Raw genomic sequence first — 20,932 nt, forward strand, 5'->3', positions numbered from 1 at the left:
GGCGCCTAAGCCAAGGCCTGGCGCGCAATCACAATTTTCTGGACGTCTGATGCGCCCTCATAAATACGCAAGGCGCGAATTTCTCTGTAAAGGCTCTCCACGATCGACCCTTTGCGCACCCCGTCGCCACCGTGAATCTGCACGGCTTTGTCGATCACCTCTTGCGCTTTGTCCGTCGCGTAAAGTTTGGCCATGGCGGCTTCCCGCGTCACGCGAGCAGCGCCCATATCTTTGGTCCAGGCGGCGCGGTAAATCAGCAAGGCAGCCGCATCCACATCCAAGGCCATATCGGCAATGTGGCCTTGCACCATCTGCAATTCGGCCAAGGGCGCACCGAACAATTCCCGCGATTTGGCGCGAGTCAAAGTTTCGTCCAATGCCCGGCGGGCAAAGCCCAATGCGGCCGCCCCAACGGTGGAGCGGAACACATCCAAAACGCTCATGGCGATCTTAAAGCCAGCGCCTGCCTCACCGATCATGCCGGTTTTCGGCACATGCACATTGTTAAACTTGAGCCGTGCCAATGGGTGCGGCGCGATCACGTCCAAGCGTTCGGCAATCTCTAGCCCTTCGCTATCGGTTGGCACCACAAAGGCGGATAGCCCCTTGGCCCCCGGCGCTTCGCCTGTGCGGGCAAATACTGTGTAGACATTGGCGATGCCGCCATTGGAAATCCAGGTCTTTTCCCCATTGAGCACATAATGATTGCCCTTATCTTCGGCGCTCAATTCAATATTGGCCACATCCGATCCGGACTTGGGCTCGCTCAAAGCAAACGCCGAAAGCGCTTCGCCTGCGCGGGTTTTGTCCAGCCAAGCCTGCTGGTCCGGTGTGCCGAACAGCGACAGCGCCCCGGTACCCAAGCCTTGCATGGCAAAGGCAAAATCGGCCAGGCCATCATGCCGCGCTAAAGTTTCGCGGATCAGGCACAGGCAGCGCACATCCAGCGTTTCGCCTTGCTTCGCGCCGCTATATTGCAAAAAGCCTGCTTTGCCCAACGCGGCCACCAGATCTTTGCAGGCCTGATCCACATCGGAGTGATCGACGGGCAAATTGGCGCTGGCCCAAGCCTCTAGCTCAGCGTGCAAGGCGCGGTGCTTATCTTCAAAAAAGGGCCAGTTGAGAAAGCTTTGATCGGCCATTAATTGCCCTCAAACTTTGGTTTTTCTTTCGCGACAAACGCGTGATAGGCGCGCTCAAAATCCTTGGTTTGCATACACAAAGCCTGCGCCTGCGCTTCGCTCTCAATCGCTTGTTCGAGGCTCATGCTCCACTCTTGATTAAGCTGGGTTTTGGTGATCCCGTGGGCAAAAGTCGGTCCCGCCACCACACGCTCAGCCAGCTTCATGGCCGCATCATCTAACTCATCGGCGCTGTGCAGCGCGTTGAAAAAGCCCCAATTGTGACCTTCCTCGGCGCTCATGGAGCGACCCGTGTAAAGCAGTTCCGCCGCGCGACCTTGCCCGATCAGGCGGGGCAGCATGGCGCACGCGCCCATGTCGCAGCCCGCAAGGCCAACACGGGTAAACAAAAAGGCGGTTTTGGCTTCCAGTGTCGCCAACCGCATGTCGGACGCCATGGCGATAATCGCGCCCGCCCCGACGGCCACGCCATCGACAGCAGAGATGATCGGGGTGGAGCAATTGAGCATGGCTTTGACCAGATCCCCGGTCATACGGGTGAAGGCCAACAGCTCCTTCATGTCCATGCCCACCAACGGCCCGATAATGTCATGCACATCACCGCCGGAACAGAAATTGCCGCCATTACTGGCAAAAATTACGGCGTTGATATCATCGGCATAATGGAGTTCGCGGAAGAAATCGCGCAACTCGGCATAGCTTTCAAAGGTCAGCGGGTTTTTCCGGTCGGGGCGGTTCAATTGCACAATTGCAATGTCGCCCTTCATGGTCAGCAAAAAATGCTCGGGTTGATAATCGGCCAGTTTAGTCATGCTGATGATCCTTTCGGATATGGTTGAGCGCGTCGATAAAGTGTTCAATGTCCTGATCTTGCACATTGTCCATCAATTCATCGATCCAGCGTTCATGCTCGGCGGCCATTTCGGCAAATTTCTCGATGCCCTTCGGGGTGAGGCGCACCAGCGTGGCGCGCTTGTCGCCCTTCACGGAGACCCGCACCACATAGCCATCCTGCACCAGCCGATCGATAATGCCCGTCACATTGCCGTTGGAGACCATCAATTGCTGAGACAATTGGCTCATCAACAGGCCCTCGCGGGTGCGGTCCAGCATCGCCATCACATCAAAGCGGGGCAGGGTGGATTGGTAGGTGATGCGCATGCGCTCGCGCAGCTCATTCTCCACAAAGCGGGCCGTTTTCAGCATATGCAGCCACAGGCGCAAGCGCTGCTTGCTCATGGGGTGTCCCGTCACCGGGTCAGTTGCGCTCATACTTCGCCTCCTGAAATAGAAAGGGCCACACCGTTGAGCCCCTCACTATGCGGACCGCACAAATTAAGTGCCGCCGCGGCCACTTCTTCCGGCTCGATCAGCCGTCCCTGCGGATTGTTTTTTGCCAGTGCCTTAAGCGCATCATCTGCGCTCATGCCTGTCTTTTCCATAATATTGGCGATGGACCGCTCGGTCATTTCTGTATTGAGAAAGCCGGGGCAAAGCGCATTGGCGGTGATGCCGCTTTTCGCCACTTCCAGTGCCATGCTTTTGATGAGGCCGATCACCCCATGCTTCGCCGCCGCATAGGGCGCGACATAAGGATAGCCTTTCAGGCCAGCGGTAGACGCAACAGCGATCAAGCGCCCCCATTCTTCGCCCTTCAGCCGCACCAAACCCTCCTTGAGGGTCAGGAAGGTGCCGGTCAAATTCACATCAATCATGTGCTGCCAATCGGCAAGAGAGGTCTTGGCCAGGGGGGCGCTGGATGACGCGCCCGCATTGGCGACCACAATATCCATCACGCCGATCTCGTCAAACAGGGCTTTAACCGACTCTTCGTCGGTGATGTCGACGGTTGCCACGTTGATGTTGGCATGTTGGCTGGCCGCTTGTTCAAGCGTTGCACGCGTGCGGCCCGCCACGGTGACCGTGCCGCCCGCTTCAGCGAACTGCTTGGCCATCACCGCGCCCACGCCGGTGCCGCCGCCTGTGATCAATATGTCTTTGCCGTTTAGTGTCATACCTTGATCCCAATGCCTTCATTCCGCTCTGCCAGTCGCATCATTTGATCCCGACCAGGCAAATAGGGCAAGGGCCATTCGCTATCTTTGTCGCCAAGGGCGGCTGCGGCATGCAACGTCCAATAAGGATCAGCCAAATGCGGACGCGCTAAACATACCAGATCAGCCCGGCCTGCCATCAGAATCGAATTGATATGGTCCGGCTCATAAATATTGCCCACGGCCATGGTGTTCAGTCCGGTCTCATTGCGGATGCGGTCAGAGAACGGGGTTTGGAACATGCGGCCATAAATCGGGGCGGCATCAACTGAGGTCTGGCCAGCGGACACGTCAATAATGTCGATCCCCACGGCGGAGAACATTTGTGCGATCTGCACCGCTTCGTCTGGCGTTACGCCTTCTGCGCCCACCCAGTCATTGGCGGAAATCCGCACGGACATAGGCTTGTGATCCGGCCAGGCATCGCGCATGGCTTGCGCCACTTCCAGCGGATAGCGCATGCGATTGTCCAGTGAACCGCCATATTCATCCTGCCGATTGTTGGACTTGGGCGAAATGAAGGACGAAATCAAATAGCCGTGCGCGGCGTGCAGCTCGACCATGTCGAACCCGGCGCGATCCGCCATCTTGGTGGAAGCGACAAACTGGTCGCGCACCATATCCATATCGTCGCGATCCATGGCCCTTGGCGTCGCATTATCCGGCGACCAAGGAAGGTCGGATGCAGACAGAAGCGGCCAATTGCCGTCTTTCAACGGCGCGTCCATGGTTTCCCACCCCAATTGGGTGGAACCCTTGCGGCCGGAATGGCCGATTTGCATCGCCATTTTGGCGCTGGTCTCGCTATGCACAAAATCTGTAAGGCGGGTCCACGCCGCCTCATGCTCGGGGGCATAAAGCCCCGGGCAACCCGGCGTGATCCGCCCTTCGGGCGACACGCAGGTCATTTCCACATAAACAAGACCAGCGCCACCCTTGGCGCGCTCAGCGTAATGGGCAAAATGCCAATCGGTGGGGCAGCCATCCTTGGCCTTATATTGGGCCATGGGGGAGACCACCACGCGGTTCTTCAATTCCATATCGCGCAGCTTGAATGGCGCAAACATTGGCGCACGATGCACGCCCTTCGCGCCAGCCTGCTCCTGAAACCACATTTCAGCAGATTTCAGCCATTCCGGATCGCGCAGGCGCAGATTCTCATGGCTGATCCGCTGTGAACGGGTGAGCAGGGAATAGTTGAACTGCACCGGATCGAGATCGAGATAGCGCTCCACATCTTCAAACCATTCGGTTGAGTTGCGGGCCGCACTTTGCAGGCGCAGCACATCCAAGCGACGATCTTCCTGATATTTGCGGAACGCGGCGTCGAGAGTCGGCTCAGTGTGCAAAAACTCAGCCAGCGCAATGGCGCTTTCAATGGCGAGTTTGGTGCCCGAACCGATGGAGAAGTGGGCCGTGGCCGAAGCATCACCCAACAGCACGACATTTTCATGGTGCCATTTTTCACACAATACACGCGGGAAATTCAGCCAGGCCGAGCCACGAATATGGTTGGCGTTGGTCATCAGGCTATGGCCGCCCAAATGATCTTTGAAAATCTCTTCACAAATGGCGATGGTTTCCTGCTGGCTGATTTCGCCAAACCCAAACTTTTCGAATGTTTCAGGCGCGCACTCGACAATAAAGGTCGCCGTGTCCTTATCGAATTGATAGGCGTGGGCCCACACCCAACCATGCTTGGTTTTCTCAAAAATAAAGGTGAAGGCATCATCAAATTTCTGGTGGGTGCCGAGCCACACAAAATGACATTTGCGCGTATCGATTTCGGGCTTGAAATGCTCGGCAAATTCATTGCGAGTTTTGGAGTTCAACCCGTCAGCGGCCACCACCAAATCATATTCTTTCATCAGAGGCGAGGCGCTATCAATTTCGGTTTGGAACTCCATTTTAACGCCGAGTTCGCGGGCGCGTTCCTGCAAGGTCAGCAGCAATTGCATGCGGCCCACGCCGCAAAAGCCATGGCCGGTGGAAACGGTGCGGTGCCCATCATGCACCACCGCGATATCGTCCCAATAAGCGAAATGCTCACGGATCGCTTCGGCGCTTTCCTTGTCATTTTCGGCCATATTATCAAGGGTTTCATCGGACAAAACCACGCCCCATCCAAATGTATCATCTGGTTTGTTGCGTTCAAAAATCGTAATGTCGTGCGACGGATCGCGCCGCTTCATGCTGATGGCAAAATACAGGCTGGCCGGGCCACCGCCCAAACATGCGATTTTCATAATGTCCTCCCAATGGCGCAATGTTGATCACGCATGAAGGGTATGATTGCATCAGAAATGATATATTTCAAGCTCAAAATTTTAGGCTTGAAATATATTCAATTTTGGTGAACACTAAATGGCGATAGGGAGGACATATGGGCGAGCAAAATATGCTGCGCATAGAGCAGGTGGACATTAAAGGCCACAATGCCGCGTGGGCGATTCTCAGCATTGATCGACAAAAGCAGCGCAACGCACTCAACACAGAATTGTTGGGGCAAATTGCCGATGCGCTGGACGAATTTGCCCAATCTCCAACTGTGCGTGCCGTGCTGATTTGCGGCGAAGGCGAGCATTTCGCCGCGGGTGCCGACATTCATGAGATCAAAGACAAAGGGCGGGAAGAAGGCTATCTCGACCCGCGCAAAGCTCATTGGAAACGCATTCGCAATTGTCCGTTGCCGCTGGTGGCGGCCGTGGATGGCTTTTGCCTCGGTGGCGGGTTTGAACTGGCGCTGATGTGCGATTTGATCGTGGCGGGCACCACCGCCAAATTCGGCTTGCCGGAACCCAACTTAGGCCTGATCCCCGGCGCAGGCGGCATTGAGCGGCTGACCGCCATGGTGGGCCGCGCACGGGCCGGGCGCATTGTGCTTGGCGGCGAAATTGTCGATGCGATCACGGCCAATGATTGGGGCATCATCAGCTATATGGCCGAAGATGGGGCGCTGCCTTTTGCGGCGAAACTGACAGAACGCTTGGCCTTGCGCGCACCCTTGGCGATGCAGGCGGCGAAAAAGGCGATTGTCGCCAGCGCCGAAACCCCGCTTAAACATGTGATGGGCGAAACCAGAGGCGATTTCGAAACTTTGCTCGGCACCGCGGACAAAGCCGAAGGCGTGACTGCCTTTCTTGACAAACGCAAACCCGCATTTGAGGGCAAATAATGGCTGAGCTGAACAAAATCGGCGTGGTGGGCGCAGGCGTGATGGGGCGCAATATAGCGCTGTTCTTCGCGCAATCCGGCCACCAGGTGCAGCTCTTTGATGTGAACCATGACGCGGTGACCTCTGCGCTGGACGCGGTGGGACAGACTTTGGCACGGGCCGTGGATAAAGGACGGGTGAGCGCCGATGACGCGGCGGCCACCAAAGCGCGGCTGAGCGCCGCAAGTGAAATGGTCGATCTCGCCGATTGCGATCTGGTGATCGAAGCCATCGTCGAGCGGTTGGACATTAAGCAAAAGCTCTTCGCTCAACTGGAAGAAGTTTGCGGTGCAGAAACGCTGCTGGCCACCAACACTTCGTCGCTGAGTGTTGCTGATATTTTTGCCAATCTCACCCATAAAGACCGGGCGCTTGGCCTGCACTTTTTCAACCCGGCCCACATTATGAAGCTTGTCGAGGTCATCACAGCCCCACCCGTATCGCAGATACGATGTGATGACCTCGTCATTTATCTCAACCAGATCGGCAAAACCGCAATCAAGGTAAAAGATAGTCCGGGCTTTATCGTCAATCGATGCGCGCGCCCCTTCTATGGTGAGGCACTGGCGATTTTGGAAGAAGGTGATTTTTCGGCCCATCACATTGATGCGGCCATGCGGGCGCAAGGGTTCCGCATGGGGCCGTTTGAATTGATTGATCTGGTGGGTGCCGATATCAATCTGGCTGCCAGCGAAACCATGGCCAAAGCCTTTGATTTTCACCCGCGTTATCATGTGTTTGATCGCCTGCAACGGCAGGTGGATGAGGGCGCGCTGGGCCGCAAAAGCGGCAAAGGCTTTGTGACCGAAGATATCAAAGTTGAGCTTGCTGAGGCCGAACAGCAGCAAATTGCTGAACGCATATTGGCGACACTGATCAATGAGGCGGCGTCTGCCGTGGATCACCAGGTGGCGGCGCCGCAAGATATTGATCTGGCGATGCAATTGGGATTGAATTTCCCCAAAGGGCCATTTGCATTTTTGGCCGAAATCGGGCTTGATCGAGTGCGAGAGATTTTGGCGCAACTGGAAGCAAATGCCCCGACCTATCTGAAAGGGCGTTATCGGCCAGCCGCAGCCTTGCAAGGGGGAAAATTTGATGCGTGACGGACTGCCAAGCTGGACGACACCCAACGATTGGGATGATGCCTATGCCAACGCCGACCATATCGAAAATGCCGGCTCCTATGTTGAGCATTGGAAGCAGGCGTCCGAGCGGTTTCGTGAAGAGATGCTGGCGGCGGGACGCGCAGAACTTGATCTGGCCTATGGCGATGCCAAACGGGAGAAATTAGACCTGTTTTTGCCCGAAGGCACGCCCAAAGGCCTGTTTATATTTGTGCATGGCGGCTATTGGCTAAGTTTTGATAAAAGTGCCTGGTCGCATCTGGCGGCAGGTGCAATCGCCAAGGGGTGGGCCGTCGCCTTACCATCCTACACGCTGGCGCCGGAAGCGCGGATCAGCACCATGACCCAGCAAATTGGCGCGGCCATTCTTTACGCCGCCACCAAAGTGGAAGGGCCAGTGCACATTGCCGGCCATTCGGCTGGTGGGCACTTGGTGTCGCGCATGATGTGCGCCGATACGCCCTTATCAAAAGAAGTGCAGGCACGGCTGAAACATGTGATTTCCATTTCAGGGCTGCACGATCTGCGCCCCTTACTCAATACCCGTATGAATGAAGGCTTGCAGCTGGATTTGGCGGAAGCGCGCGCGGAGAGCGCTGCGCTGCGTGAGCCTCTTGCGGGCGTTAAGCTCACCTGTTGGGTGGGGGCGGACGAGCGCCCCGAATTTTTGCGTCAAAATCAGCTCTTGGCCAATATCTGGACAGGGTTGGGCGTGGATACGGATGCGGTGGAAGCGGACCACAAACATCATTTCAATGTGATTGCTGATCTAGAAGAGGCCGATAGCGGGCTGACCCGATTGGCAACGACTGAGGTGGAGGCTTGAGATATTTTAAGCATGATATTTTAATATTGAAATATATTGAAATTCATGCATGGATGTAACTATTGGAGCTTGCGGCAATTGGGTAGCTTAACCCTATTGTTGTCAGATTTGGCCTTTGCTTTGGGAGAGGCAAAGGGCAAACTAAATACTTCACCTGTCGTGAAGTATTGTAATCGGCGAACTTAGGTTCGCAGTTTGGGAGGAAACTATGAAGACGCTAAAAACTATTATGGCCAGCGCTGTGGCGATGAGCTTGGCCCTTGGCGGCTCGGCCATGGCTGAAGGCGCCAAGATCGGCATGATCACAACGCTTTCTGGCGGCGGTGCCGGCTTGGGCGTGGATGTGCGCGATGGCTTTATGCTGGCGATTGAACAAGCTGGCCGCGACGATGTGGAAGTCGTGATCGAAGATGATGCGCGCAAGCCTGACTTGGCCGTGCAAATCGCCGACAAAATGATCCAGTCTGAAAAGGTCGACATTCTAACCGGTATCATTTGGTCCAACCTCGCGATGGCGGTTATTCCATCTGCTGTGGCGCAAGGCAAAATCTATGTGTCGCCAAACGCTGGTCCATCTGCTTTGGCAGGCAAAGGCTGTAATGCCAACTATTTCAACGTGGCATGGCAGAACGACAATTTGCACGAAGCCATGGGCGCATACGCCAATGTGGCTGAATATACAAACACCTTCATTTTGGCGCCAAACTATCCGGCTGGCCAGGATGCGCTGAATGGCTTTAAGCGTGAATATCGCGGCCAGTTGGCGGGCGAAGTGTTCACCAAATTGGGCGCAACTGACTATGCTGCTGAAATCGCACAAATCCGCGATTCAGGCGCAGACAGTGTGTTCTTCTTCTTGCCAGGCGGCATGGGCATTGCGTTCATGAAGCAATATGCAGCCTCTGGTGTTGATCTGCCGGTGATGGGCCCTGCCTTCTCATTTGACCAAGGCATTTTGGGCGCTGTAGGCGAAGCGGCACTAGGCGTGCGTAACTCGTCACAGTGGAGCAAAGACATCGACAACGAAACCAACAAAGCCTTTGTTGCTTCGTTCCAGGAGAAATATGATCGGTTGCCATCGCTTTATGCCAGCCAAGGCTTTGACGCAGCAAATCTGATCCTTTCTGCCTTGGACAAAGCCGATGTGAAAGACACAGAAGCGTTCCGCGCAGCATTGAAAGAGGCTGACTTCAAGTCCACCCGCGGAGACTTCAAGTTCGGCAACAACAACCACCCCATTCAAGACATTTACGTGCGTGAAGTCGTGAAAGAGGGTGACGTATTGACCAACAAAATCTTGGGTCTGGCCCTTAAGGACCACCAAGATGCTTATGCTGAAGATTGCCCATTGCAATAATAGCTGAGTTGTTTGGCGGGGCGTTTGCGCCCCGCCAACATCCAAACCGCTGGGGAAAATATGTCCACCACTCTCTTGTTCGAGCAGCTTCTAAACGGCCTGCAATATGGCGTGACGCTGTTTTTGATGGCCGCTGGCCTGACGCTGGTTTTCGGCGTGATGGGACTGATCAATTTGGCGCACGGCTCGCTCTATATGATCGGAGCATTTGCCTGCGCAGCGGTGGCTGCGGCCACAGGTTCATTCTGGCTTGGCCTAGTGGCGTCTATAGTGGCGGCGGGCTTTGCCGGGGTCTTGATCGAGATGCTTGTGATCAGACGATTATATGATCGCGATCACCTCGACCAAGTATTGGCCACCTTTGCCTTGATCCTGATCCTTTCTGAAGGCTGCCGGATGGTGTTTGGCTCATTCCCCCTTTATCTCGACGCGCCGGGCTTTTTGGCCGGTCCCGTCACCCTGTTTGGCGGCTTTCAATATTCTGCTTATCGGTTGGCGATCATCCTAGTCGGTGGTTTGGTGGCGCTGGGGCTTTATCTCCTCATCACCAAGACCCGTCTTGGCATCCGCATTCGCGCCGGTGAGGCGGACCGCGAAATGATCGCGGCGCTCGGCGTAAATATCGGTACGCTTTATACCATCGTTTTCGCCATCGGCGCGGCCCTTGCAGGCTTTGCCGGGGCGATGATGGGTGCCATCCAATCGGTGCAGGTGGGCATGGGCGAACCCGTATTGATCTTGGCCTTTGTGGTGATCGTGATCGGCGGCATCGGCTCCATTAAGGGCGCGCTGATCGGCTCAATCCTCGTGGGCGTGGTCGATACGCTCGGCCGCGTCACGCTGCCCGGCTTTTTCAACCTGTTTATGGACACAGCCGCCGCCAACTCGGTGGGTGCCGCGCTCTCGTCCATGTCAATCTATGTGCTGATGGCGATCATTCTGATCTTCAAGCCGGAAGGATTGGTGAGCAACAATGCCTAGTCTTTCCCGCGAAACCTATTTGAACATTTTTCTCAGCCTCGCGCTGTTGGTGTTCCCCTTCATCGCCACCGCGATGGACGAACCCTTCTACATCACGCTGGCGACCCGCGTGGCGATTTTGAGCCTCGCCGCGGTGGGCTTGAACCTCGCCCTCGGCACAGGCGGCTTGGTAAGTTTTGGCCATGCGGCATTCTTCGGCATTGGCGGCTATGCCATGGGCATTTTGGCCAGCCACGCGCAAACCTACACGCCGATTTTCACTTGGCCATTCGTGATCGAAGGCACCAACCAGATGCTGATCATCTGGCTGGTGGCGATTGTGATGAGCGGTATTGCTGCCTTGTTTATCGGGCTGTTGTCCTTGCGCACGTCGGGTGTCTATTTCATCATGATCACCTTGGCCTTTGCGCAAATGATCTATTATTTCATGATCTCCTGGCCCACCTATGGCGGCGAAGATGGCTTGTCCATCTATGTGCGCAACCAGTTCCCGGGCGTAAACACGCTTGATCCCTCAAGCTTCTTCTATATCTGCCTAGTACTCATGTTTGCAGGGCTTGGCCTGTCGGCCATGATCAAAAACTCGCGTTTCGGCGCGGCGCTGCAAGCGGCACGGCAAAATGAGGAACGGCTGGCGGCCACCGGCATTCGCCCGTTCAACATCAAGCTCACCGCCTTTGTCATTTCCGGCATGATCACCGGCTTGGCCGGGGCGCTGATGGCGGATCTGAACCGCTTTGTGTCGCCCACCATGTTGTCTTGGCACATGTCAGGCGAGATCATGGTGCTGGTGATTTTGGGCGGCGTCGGGCGGCTTTATGGCCCCGTAGTCGGTGCGTTGATCTTTATCATTTTCGAGTTCATCTTCGGCGGCATGACAGAGTTCTGGCAATTCTATTTGGGTCTTGTGCTGCTCGGCGTGGTGCTGTTTGCCCGCGGTGGTGCCATTGGCCTGTTGGCCGGAAAGGCGCGTCATGACTGATCAACCCGTTCTGGAAATTCAAAACTTAAATAAGAGCTTTGGCGCACTCACCGCCACCGATGACGTGACCCTTGATCTGAAAAAGGGCGAAATCCACGCGCTGATCGGGCCGAACGGGGCGGGCAAATCCACCCTGATCAAACAGATCTGCGGCCAGCTCAGCTCCGACAGCGGCAAGGTGATCTTTAACGGCCGAGATTTGGCGGGCATGGATGTGGCCGACCGGGCGAGGGCCGGGTTGGGGCGCACCTTCCAAGTGTCCTCACTGGTGATGGAATTCTCCGCCCTGCGCAACGTGATGCTGGCCGTGCAATCCAAATTGGGCACCAGCTATCGCTTTTTCAAAAATGTGCGTGGCGACAAAAGCCTGACTGAACCTGCCATGGCGGCACTCAAACGGGTTAATCTGGAGGAACGTGCACATATCATGACGGCGGAACTGTCGCACGGCGAACGGCGGCAGCTTGAAATCGCGATGGCGCTGGCGCTTGATCCCAAAGCCTTCTTGCTCGACGAGCCTATGGCGGGCATGGGTCCGGAAGGTTCGAAAAAGCTGATCGGTTTTCTGGACGAATTGCGCCATGAAGCGCCAATCCTATTGATCGAACATGATATGGACGCCGTCTTTTCGCTGGCCGACCGTATCTCTGTGCTCGTGTATGGCCGGGTGATCGCCACCGGATCGGTGGAGGATATCCGCAACAACCCAGCCGTGCGCGAAGCCTATTTGGGGAGTGCAGCCTAATGTCAAACATTCTGCTTTCCATCAAAGATATTGAGGTGTTTTACGGCCCATCACAGGCGCTGTTCGGCGTGTCGCTTGAAGTGAAAGAGGGCGAAGTGGTGGCGCTGATGGGCCGCAACGGCATGGGCAAAACCACCACCATCCGCACCCTTTGCAAAATGTCCAAACCCACCAAGGGCGATATCCATTTTGACGGCACTTTGGTCAACAAATTGCCCAGCCACAAGGTGGCGAAGTTGGGGGTGGGGCTGGTGCCGGAAGGGCGGCGCTGCTTCTCCAACTTGACGGTTGAAGAAAACCTCGTGGCGGCCCAGCGCGATGGTGAATGGACGCTTGAAAAGGTCTATCAATTGTTCCCGCGGCTGGAAGAGCGCAAGGACCAATTGGCCAACACTTTGTCCGGCGGGGAACAGCAAATGCTGGCCATTGGCCGGGCATTGACCACCAATCCAAAATTGCTGGTGCTGGATGAAGCAACCGAAGGCCTGGCCCCCGTGATCCGCGAGGAAATCTGGCGGGCCGTGAAAGCGTTGAAAGCGCAAGGCCAATCCATTTTGATCGTGGATAAGAGCCTCAGTGAATTGCTACCGATTGCCGATCACTGCGTGATTTTGGAGCGCGGTGAAACCGTGTGGACGGGCACACCGGATGCGCTAACGGACGATCTCGCCGATCGTTATTTGGGGGTCTGATGAGCAAGATTTTCACCCACGATCAGGACATTTTGTTCCAGCACTGCGATCCCGCGGGCATTGTGTTTTATCCGCGCTTTTTTGAGATGATCAATCTCACCATCGAGCGCTGGTTCGACAAAGAGATTGGCTATTCCTTCGCGCAAATGCATGTGGCCGACCAAACGGCGGTGCCCACCGCCAGTGTGGAAGCAACGTTCAATGCCCCGGGCAAGCTGGGAGAAGAATGGCAATGGCACCTGACGGTTGAGCGGGTGGGCCGCACCAGCGTGAAAGTGCGCGTGTGGGGCACCCACGACCATCAAACCAAGGTGGAAAGCACCATGACCCTGGTGCACATCACCAAATCCACCGGGCGACCCATTGAATGGTCGCAACAGCTTAAAGACAAAATGACACTCTATTTGGAAAAAGAATAATGGCACATATTGTTGTACACCCTGAAGGATGGAAGCCCGCAAAAGGCTATGCCAATGGCATGCTTGCTGAAGGGCGCACGCTGTATGTGGGCGGCCAAATTGGCTGGACAAAAGATCAGGTTTTTGAAGCCAAAGACTTTATTGGCCAAATGGAACAGGCCCTGCGCAATATTCTCGATGTCGTGGAAGCGGCCGGGGGTAAGGCTGAGCATCTCACCCGTCTGACATGGTATGTGACCGACAAGCAGGAATATCTGGCGCACCAAAAGGAAGTGGGGGCCGCCTATCGCCGGGTGCTGGGTTATCACTTCCCGGCCATGACTATGGTGGTGGTGTCGGCCTTGGTGGAAGACGAAGCACTGATCGAAATTGAAGGCACCGCGGTGTTGCCCAACACCTAAGAGCTGGCCTTCAGCATAATTGGCGCTTGGCGAAATTCAGCGTTTGCTGCGGTGTTTCGCCAAACGCATCGCGATAGTCCTGCGAAAACCGCCCCAAATGGTTGAAGCCCAAAGCCGAGGCAATCTGCGTGACGGTCTGCCCATCATGGGCCCCTTGCAGCAGATAATGGGCGCGGCGCAAACGCTCTAGCCGCACCATTTGCATCGGCGTCAATCCATAGGTCTGTTTGAAGCCATATTGCAGCGCCCGCACCGAGGCACCAGCGGCCCGGGCAATATCATGCAGACAGATTTCGGCACTGAATTCACTTTTGATATAGGCCATGGCGCGCTTGATCTGCGCCGGGGCCAGATGCACCGGCGTCGCGTCAAAGAAGCATTGAATATTGCTCGGTGCCGCTTCCAAAAATTGCAACAGCAATTCCGACAGGCCATGCGGGGTAGCGCCCGAATCTAAATCCGCGAAAATGCGGCGCAACTGATTGCGCCATGGTTGGAGCTGCTTGGCCTGCATGCGTAATTTGGGATCGAACCGGATGGGCGCATCCAAGGAGCGACCCAGCATCATTTCGGCTTCCTTGCGCAAATGCTCTGCCTCAATTTGCACCAGCAGCATTTCGCAATCCGCGTGCCAGATCATATCGGTTTTGAGATCGGGGTTCAGGATGGTGGCAAACTCAATGGTGCTCTCCACCTCCATTTTGCCATTGGTGATCTGCGCCCCGCCAGCCAATGGAATTTGGATCAGATAAAAACGTTCCAACTCGCCGGGGGTGATGCGCACGGCACCACCATAGCGCATATAATTAAACGAAAAGCCGGGTAGCGCCACATGATTGTGCACCGCATCTAAACGTGACTGCGGCGCCGCAAAATCCAACCGATGGGCGCAATATTTGCGCGCCACCATTTCCCGCGCGCACTCCAACTCCGCTGAATGAAACAGCCGATATTTAGCCAAAGGCTCCATTGTTGTAGTTCTCCCAACGGCCGTACGCATTATTTTGCGTTTTTCGGATAGCCGTCTCCCTCTATCTGACATTTAGTTTAGGCATAAAATAATAAATGTTGCAATCGGCTTGGAGGAGGGGACGATGACAACGAAGAAAAAGGTGGCCGTAATCGGTGCTGGGGTGAGCGGTCTTGTGACCGCAAAGACGTTCAAGGAAAAGGGTCACGATGTGACCATTATCGAACGCAGCCACGATCTGGGTGGCGTGTGGGAACTTTCGCGATCCTATCCCGATGTGCAAACCCAAAGCCCTAAAGATTTGTACCGCTATACCGATAAGCCCATGCCGGATGATTATCCGGAATGGCCCAAGGGGCCGCAGGTCCATGCCTATCTGGACAGCTACGCCGCCGACTATAATCTGCGCGACCACATCCGCTTCAACACCAGCGTTTCAGAGACGTCTCGCCGCGCGGACGGGCATAAAGGCTGGACGCTGCATCTGGTGGATCAGGCGGGCAAGGAAAGCACTGAGGACTTTGATTTCGTCTCGGTCTGCACCGGACAATTCAGCGAAAAGAATATTCTCACCCATCCCGGTCAAGAGGCATTTGAAGCGCAGGGCGGGCAGGTGATGCACTCATCTGAATATACTGACCCGTCCATTGTGGAAGGCAAAAATGTCACCGTGCTCGGCTTTTCCAAGTCCGCCACCGACATTGCGGTGAATGCGGTGAAGTCAGGCGCAAAATCCGTCACTATCGTTTATCTGCAATCGGTCTGGCGTGTGCCCTATTTCATCGGCGGGCTGATCAACTTTAAGCGCATCCTTTATATCCGCAAACAGGAGCAAATGTTCCCGAGCTGGGGGCTGAACCCGATGCAAAAGCTGGCGCATGTGATCGGAAAACCTTTCGTGTGGGCCAATTGGCGTGCGCTTGAAGCCTTGCTGACCATGCAGCTCAAGCTGAAAAAGACCGGGCTGCGGCCAGAGATCAAAATTGAAGATGAAATCAATTGCTCGGTGCCGATTGTCACTCCCGGCCTGTTCGAGATGATCGCCGTTGGCCGCATCAATTGCATCAAAGGCACTTTCAAAGAATATGAGGGCGACAGCGTGGTGCTGACCGGCGGCGAAAAGGTGAAAACAGACCTCGCCATTCAGGCCGTTGGCTGGAAGCTGGGCGTGCCCTATCTGCCGAAAGAATATCAAGACAAGCTGGTGGAAGAGGATGGGCAATATCGGCTCTACCGCATCATCGCTAATCCCGATTTGCCGGACATGGGCTTTGTGGGCTTCAACTCATCCTTCTGCACGGTGCTATGCGCCGACCTCGCCGCCAACTGGCTGGTGCGCTATGCTGATGGCAAACTGGCCAAGCAGCCGACAGCAAAGCAGATGAACGACAATATCGAGCAAATGCTGCACTGGAAGCGATATGAAAAGCCGTCAGCCAAAGTCTATGGCGGGCTGTGTGTAGCCCCTTACCACTTCAAACATTTTGATGAATTGCTGGACGATATGGGCGCCAAGATCAGGCGGCGCAATCCGCTTGCGGAAAACTTCACCCCGCCCGACGCCGACGCCTATCGCCGCTTTTTGGATTCAACCCCGGATTATCGGGTGAATTAGGAGGAGAGAAAATGACATTAACACCAGGCATTACCGCCAAAGGAGAAGGGCTTGAGGGCACCAAATGGAACATTTTGGGCCAAACCTATATCCCCAAACTCTATTCAGAAAACGCCATGATCTGGCACGCACTTTTGCCTGCCGACAGCTTTGTGCCACCGCACATTCACCCCACGCAGGATGAGTGGATCACCATGCTGGATGGCGAGTTGGAGCTGGCCTTTGGCGATGAGATTTTAACCGCCCGTGCAGGCGACACGGTGCGCATGCCCATGGGCATCGCCCACGGCATCACCAACAAATCCGGCAAAGATGCGAACTGCTTTTTCGGCGTCGCCCCCAGCCGCAAACTCTTTGATTTGTTTGAAGCCCTGCATGATTTGGGCGACCCGGACGAAGTGGTGCGCCTCTCCGCATTGCACGAAGTGAACTTTCTCCCCCCACCATCTGAATAAGGTTTAACCTGACGCGTCTTCAACAGATGGCACAAAGAAAGAAGGGCGGGGAAATTCCCCGCCCTTTTGGTCTCGATGGAAGATGACTAGCCTAACAACAGACTCGGCAACCACAACACAATGCTTGGGAAAGCAATAAGCACCGCAATGGTGATCGCATCCGCGACAAAAAACGGGGTCGCGCCGCGGAACACATCTTGCACTGAGATATCGTCGCGCACACCGGCAACGACGAAACAATTGAGCCCAATGGGCGGGGTGATCAAACAGAGCTCGGCCATTTTCACGACAATAATGCCGAACCAGATGGCGCAGCCCCAGCCGCTCATGCCAAAGGCACTTTCTGCCGCGGTGACATCCATGCCGCCATTCAGCGCCATGACCGCCGGGAAGACCACGGGCAGGGTGAGCAGCAACATGCCGATCGCATCCATAAACATGCCCAGCACCGCATAGGCGAGCAAGATCATGATGAGGATGATCATCGGATGCTGATCCAGCGAGGTGACCCAATCTGAGAACGCGCCGGGTAGGTCGGCAAAGCCCAAAAAACGCACATAGATCAACACGCCCCAAATGATGGTGAAGATCATCACCGCCAGCTTGGCAGATTCGGTGAGCGCGTCTTTGAATTGCCCCCACCGCATGCCATGCAACAGGGCCATCACAAAGATGATAAAGGCCCCGATCGCCCCACCTTCAGTCGGCGTGCCCCAGGCATCGCCACCAAACGGATTGTAGATAAAGCAGATGATGATGATCACCACCGCAAAGATCGGCAGGGCAGGGGGCAGTGCCTTGAAGCGCTCGCCCCAGGTAAAGCCGCTCACGGATGGGCCCAGATCCTTATTGACGGTGGCCATCAGCACCACCAGCCCGCCATAAATAAGGGCGGAGACGGCGCCGGGAATAAAGCCCGCCAGCAGCAACGCGCCCACATCCTGTTCCACAATAATGGCGTAAATCACCAGAATGGCAGAAGGGGGGATCAGTGAGGCCAGCGTACCACCCGCAGCCACAACGCCTGCGGCAAAGCGCTTGTCATAACCGATCTTGAGCATTTCAGGGATGGCGATGCGGGCAAAGACAGCAGATGTCGCCACCGAAGCACCCGATACGGCGGCAAAGCCTGCGGTGGCAAACACCGTGGCCACACCCATGCCACCGGGTAGCCAGGCCACCCATTTCTTCGCGGCCTCAAACATGGCGCGTGTCAGCCCGGCATAATAGGCAAGATAGCCGATCAGAATAAAGGTCGGGATCAGCGACAGGGCCTGAGACGACACTTTGGAGTGCGGCACTTGCCCAGCTGTTTTCGCGGCAACGCCCAACGCCCAGAAAAACTGGTTGGGATCATAACCCTTTTTCGACCAGAACACCCACACCAGACCGATCACGCCGGCCATGGCGGCAGCAAAGGCCACACGCACGCCAATTAACACCATCAGGAGCAGCAGGCCCGTAACGATCAAGCCAATATCAATGGTGGTCATTTGCTGTCCTCCTCAAGGCCGGACACATGCTCGGCTTCGCGTTGAGCTTGCGTGGCGGCATCTTCGATCAGCGGCACGGCCACGGGATGGGCGGCATTGGTGGCAAAGGCGCGGCCAAAGCCCCACAATTGGATCACCAGCCGCAGGCTGAGAATGAAAAAGGCCACCGGTGCCAGCAACTTGGCGGGCCAGAGCGGCAGGCCGATATCAATAGATGAATCGCGGCTCCACATGGGGACGCTGAAATCAAATGACCGTTGGAAATGCGCCCAGGAGCCCCAGACCAAAAGGATCATCAGGATCAACATGGCGAGCGTGCCGACAAATTCGGCCAGCCAGAGCGGACGACCTTTGAGCTGCCCGATCAAAATATCCATGCGGATATGACCGCCGACCCGTTGGGTATAGGCAATGCCCACAAAGGCAATCAGCGGCATGATCTGCTCGATCCAGTCTACATAGCCGGAAAGCGGACGGTTGAAGAAATTACGCCCCCCGACAGAGAAAACCGCCATAACCATCAGCGAGAAAATCGCCAGGCCACCGATCAGAACCAGAATTTTTTCAATGGAAAAGAGCCGTTGATCCAAACGACTTAGAAAGCTGTTGTCCGTTAAAACGGATGCGGTGCCAGCCATGGTGTCCTCCCCCGAAAACCATCAGCAAAAATACCGGCCACACCCAAGAGGTGCGGCCGATAGGTCTGTAATTGGCTTAGTTTGCCAAGGTTGAGTTCACCAGGTCCAGCAATTCTTCGGCTGGCAGGCCTTTGGCCTTGTTTTCCTCAACCCAGTTTTGGGCAATGCTGCCGGCAGCAGAACGGAACTCGTCCAACTCTGCATCGGTATAGGTGATGCGCTCAATGCCGCGCTCATCCAACGCAGGACCCCATTTTTCCATGGTGTTGTTGTTGTAGTTGTCCACATAGTGCTGCAGTGATTCCGGAATAGAGCTCATCAGCGCTTCGCGGTGCGCGTCAGACAAGCTGTTCAGCGCATCCGTGTTGGCCACAACCGGGCAGTTCACTGTGCCGGGGTTCATGTTGGTGGTCCACCAGTCGCCGCTTTCAATGGTGCCGAAAGACATGTGGGCGTGCGGGGCAAAGGCCACCGCCTTCACAACGCCGGAATCAAGCGCCTGACGCACTTCTGTTGCAGACATGGAGTTGGGCACAGCGCCAAGTGTTTCCATGGCGCGGCCAATACCGCCTGTGGCACGCACAGAAAGACCTTCAAAATCTTCCAGCGTACGCGGTGCGTCGCCAACACCCACAAAGTTATATTGTGGCAACGGCGAAGGCATCAGCAAGGTCGCATTCCAGCGGCCCAAATCTTTTTGCGTGGCGGGGTGGTTGTAAACCGCCATCGACACTTCGATCTCTTCTTCCAAAGAAGAAACGCCCAGGAACGGCAATTCCAGAACGGTGATGGATGGGTTTTTGTCGGCGTGATAGCCCGCGCAAAACTGCGCCATTTCAAATGCGCCGATGGAAATGCCATCCAAGTTTTCGCGGTTGTTGGACAAGCCACCATAGGACAAGTTGAGCGTAAACTCGCCGTCGGTTTTTTCGTTCACCAACTCGGCCAAACGCTCCACATGCTCAGTGAAGGCGCGGCGCTTACCCCAAAGGGACACATTCCATTCCACCGCGACGGCTTCGCCCACAAAGGCGACGCCCAATAACGCAGCAATAGCTGTTTTCGTAATGGTCTTCATCTTGTTCCTCCCAAGAAAACCTGAACCAAATCTGATTGCATCAACCGACCCGGCAGGTGCCGAGTCGATGCTGGCTATAGATTAGGCAGGCAGCGTGGGATTGGGTATGAAGAAAACTGCCAATGGGAAAAGCACGCCCCTGCGGATTTCCGCAGGGGGGATTTGCGCAGTTGCGGGTCGCTGCGCCCACTCTTCGGCGCTCGCGCCGCGAGGCTGGCCCGGCCACCTCGGTATTTTTACACGCCGCCACCGGACACTGCGTGTCCGTCCCCGGCACCCCCGCCATGGGTGCCCCGCTTTAAAGCTGTGCAGGGCGCCACCCCACCCCCTCACGTCATTACCGGACTTGATCCGGTAATCCATGTAGCGTTAGCATTGGGCACTCCCCACCAATGTGGTGCACATTCACAAGCGCTGCTTGGACCCCGGATCTAGTCCGGGGTGACACTGTTGTGTGGCGAGGCGTCGTGACAAACATCTGCAAGGGAAAAGAGTTGCCGCGTGCATTTGTTTCCCAGATTTGGTCTTATGCCGTGTCGGCGCAAGCAACGGAGAGTGCTGAAATCTTATCCATTCTTACGGTGGCCGTCCCGGCCTTGAGCCGGGACCAGCTAGCCGTAACCGTTAAAGTTGGCCCCGGATCAGGTCCGGGGCGGCCGCGATGAGAGCGAGAGGCTGGGGAAATATCCACGAGAAAAGAGCGGGAAGGACGCGAACGATGGTTGCGCGTAAAAAGAGCGCCA

General features: G+C 55.8%; 21 protein-coding genes. 12 read left to right on the forward strand and 9 right to left on the reverse strand.

Annotated features, from left to right (window positions below; all coding sequences use genetic code 11):
* Positions 1-5: 5 nt before the first annotated feature.
* From L1I42_RS03845 to L1I42_RS03865, 5 genes are read right to left on the reverse strand one after another with little or no spacing between them, the layout of a single operon-like run.
* Positions 6-1,142, reverse strand: a complete 1,137-nt coding sequence (locus L1I42_RS03845; RefSeq protein ID WP_236113170.1) for an acyl-CoA dehydrogenase family protein — start codon at positions 1,140-1,142, stop codon at positions 6-8.
* Entirely contained in the window at positions 1,142-1,954 is an 813-nt protein-coding gene (locus L1I42_RS03850; protein ID WP_236113171.1) for an enoyl-CoA hydratase family protein, read from the reverse strand. Before L1I42_RS03850 ends, L1I42_RS03845 begins: the two co-directional genes overlap by 1 nt.
* Complete coding sequence (locus L1I42_RS03855) at positions 1,947-2,414, reverse strand: MarR family winged helix-turn-helix transcriptional regulator (protein ID WP_236113172.1); 468 nt, start codon at positions 2,412-2,414, stop codon at positions 1,947-1,949. Before L1I42_RS03855 ends, L1I42_RS03850 begins: the two co-directional genes overlap by 8 nt.
* Positions 2,411-3,157, reverse strand: a complete 747-nt coding sequence (locus tag L1I42_RS03860; protein WP_236113173.1) for an SDR family NAD(P)-dependent oxidoreductase — start codon at positions 3,155-3,157, stop codon at positions 2,411-2,413. Before L1I42_RS03860 ends, L1I42_RS03855 begins: the two co-directional genes overlap by 4 nt.
* The gene (locus tag L1I42_RS03865) at positions 3,154-5,442 is read right to left on the reverse strand and encodes a bifunctional salicylyl-CoA 5-hydroxylase/oxidoreductase (RefSeq protein ID WP_236113174.1); all 2,289 of its coding nucleotides are present in this window, start codon (positions 5,440-5,442) and stop codon (positions 3,154-3,156) included. The genes L1I42_RS03860 and L1I42_RS03865 overlap by 4 nt, the downstream gene beginning before the upstream one ends.
* A gap of 137 nt (positions 5,443-5,579) precedes the next feature.
* Here L1I42_RS03865 and L1I42_RS03870 point away from each other — a divergent pair, with 137 nt between their 5' ends.
* The 10 genes from L1I42_RS03870 to L1I42_RS03915 all read left to right on the forward strand — a co-directional run bounded on the left by L1I42_RS03870 (position 5,580) and on the right by L1I42_RS03915 (position 13,940).
* Positions 5,580-6,371 (forward strand): enoyl-CoA hydratase-related protein, encoded by a 792-nt coding sequence (locus L1I42_RS03870; RefSeq protein WP_236113175.1) that lies wholly within the window; start codon positions 5,580-5,582, stop codon positions 6,369-6,371.
* On the forward strand, positions 6,371-7,516 hold the full coding sequence (locus L1I42_RS03875) for a 3-hydroxyacyl-CoA dehydrogenase NAD-binding domain-containing protein (RefSeq protein WP_236113176.1): 1,146 nt from the start codon (positions 6,371-6,373) through the stop codon (positions 7,514-7,516). The genes L1I42_RS03870 and L1I42_RS03875 overlap by 1 nt, the downstream gene beginning before the upstream one ends.
* The gene (locus L1I42_RS03880) at positions 7,509-8,363 is read left to right on the forward strand and encodes a hormone-sensitive lipase (protein ID WP_236113177.1); all 855 of its coding nucleotides are present in this window, start codon (positions 7,509-7,511) and stop codon (positions 8,361-8,363) included. The genes L1I42_RS03875 and L1I42_RS03880 overlap by 8 nt, the downstream gene beginning before the upstream one ends.
* A gap of 208 nt (positions 8,364-8,571) precedes the next feature.
* Positions 8,572-9,720, forward strand: a complete 1,149-nt coding sequence (locus tag L1I42_RS03885; protein WP_236113178.1) for an ABC transporter substrate-binding protein — start codon at positions 8,572-8,574, stop codon at positions 9,718-9,720.
* Positions 9,721-9,780: 60 nt separating this feature from the next.
* Entirely contained in the window at positions 9,781-10,701 is a 921-nt protein-coding gene (locus L1I42_RS03890; protein WP_236113179.1) for a branched-chain amino acid ABC transporter permease, read from the forward strand.
* Positions 10,694-11,683 (forward strand): branched-chain amino acid ABC transporter permease, encoded by a 990-nt coding sequence (locus L1I42_RS03895; protein WP_236113180.1) that lies wholly within the window; start codon positions 10,694-10,696, stop codon positions 11,681-11,683. Before L1I42_RS03890 ends, L1I42_RS03895 begins: the two co-directional genes overlap by 8 nt.
* The gene (locus L1I42_RS03900; protein ID WP_236113181.1) at positions 11,676-12,428 is read left to right on the forward strand and encodes an ABC transporter ATP-binding protein; all 753 of its coding nucleotides are present in this window, start codon (positions 11,676-11,678) and stop codon (positions 12,426-12,428) included. The genes L1I42_RS03895 and L1I42_RS03900 overlap by 8 nt, the downstream gene beginning before the upstream one ends.
* Positions 12,428-13,120 carry an ABC transporter ATP-binding protein gene (locus L1I42_RS03905; RefSeq protein ID WP_236113182.1) on the forward strand — a complete coding sequence of 231 codons (693 nt, stop codon included), beginning with the start codon at positions 12,428-12,430 and terminating at the stop codon, positions 13,118-13,120. The genes L1I42_RS03900 and L1I42_RS03905 overlap by 1 nt, the downstream gene beginning before the upstream one ends.
* On the forward strand, positions 13,120-13,539 hold the full coding sequence (locus L1I42_RS03910; RefSeq protein ID WP_236113183.1) for an acyl-CoA thioesterase: 420 nt from the start codon (positions 13,120-13,122) through the stop codon (positions 13,537-13,539). The genes L1I42_RS03905 and L1I42_RS03910 overlap by 1 nt, the downstream gene beginning before the upstream one ends.
* Positions 13,539-13,940: a RidA family protein gene (locus L1I42_RS03915; RefSeq protein WP_236113184.1), complete on the forward strand. Its 402-nt coding sequence runs from the start codon at positions 13,539-13,541 to the stop codon at positions 13,938-13,940. The genes L1I42_RS03910 and L1I42_RS03915 overlap by 1 nt, the downstream gene beginning before the upstream one ends.
* 10 nt (positions 13,941-13,950) lie before the next feature.
* Here the strand turns inward: L1I42_RS03915 and L1I42_RS03920 are convergent, their stop codons facing one another.
* Positions 13,951-14,910, reverse strand: a complete 960-nt coding sequence (locus tag L1I42_RS03920) for an AraC family transcriptional regulator (protein WP_236113185.1) — start codon at positions 14,908-14,910, stop codon at positions 13,951-13,953.
* Between the two features lie 124 nt (positions 14,911-15,034).
* Here L1I42_RS03920 and L1I42_RS03925 point away from each other — a divergent pair, with 124 nt between their 5' ends.
* Together L1I42_RS03925 and L1I42_RS03930 are read left to right on the forward strand one after the other, a co-directional pair.
* Positions 15,035-16,525 (forward strand): flavin-containing monooxygenase, encoded by a 1,491-nt coding sequence (locus L1I42_RS03925; protein WP_236113186.1) that lies wholly within the window; start codon positions 15,035-15,037, stop codon positions 16,523-16,525.
* An 11-nt stretch (positions 16,526-16,536) separates the two neighbouring features.
* Positions 16,537-16,980 carry a cupin domain-containing protein gene (locus L1I42_RS03930; protein WP_236113187.1) on the forward strand — a complete coding sequence of 148 codons (444 nt, stop codon included), beginning with the start codon at positions 16,537-16,539 and terminating at the stop codon, positions 16,978-16,980.
* 86 nt (positions 16,981-17,066) lie between these two features.
* On the opposite strand, the gene L1I42_RS03935 is transcribed toward L1I42_RS03930, so the two are convergent.
* The 3 genes from L1I42_RS03935 to L1I42_RS03945 form a co-directional block, all read right to left on the reverse strand.
* Entirely contained in the window at positions 17,067-18,473 is a 1,407-nt protein-coding gene (locus L1I42_RS03935; RefSeq protein ID WP_236113188.1) for a TRAP transporter large permease, read from the reverse strand.
* Positions 18,470-19,111 carry a TRAP transporter small permease subunit gene (locus tag L1I42_RS03940; protein WP_236113189.1) on the reverse strand — a complete coding sequence of 214 codons (642 nt, stop codon included), beginning with the start codon at positions 19,109-19,111 and terminating at the stop codon, positions 18,470-18,472. Before L1I42_RS03940 ends, L1I42_RS03935 begins: the two co-directional genes overlap by 4 nt.
* Positions 19,112-19,187: 76 nt before the next feature.
* A complete protein-coding gene (locus tag L1I42_RS03945) occupies positions 19,188-20,189 on the reverse strand; it encodes a C4-dicarboxylate TRAP transporter substrate-binding protein (RefSeq protein WP_236113190.1) in 1,002 nt (333 codons plus the stop codon).
* Positions 20,190-20,932: the final 743 nt, after the last annotated feature.

This window comes from Maritalea mediterranea (assembly GCF_021568695.1).
GTDB classification, from domain to species: domain Bacteria; phylum Pseudomonadota; class Alphaproteobacteria; order Rhizobiales; family Devosiaceae; genus Maritalea; species Maritalea mediterranea.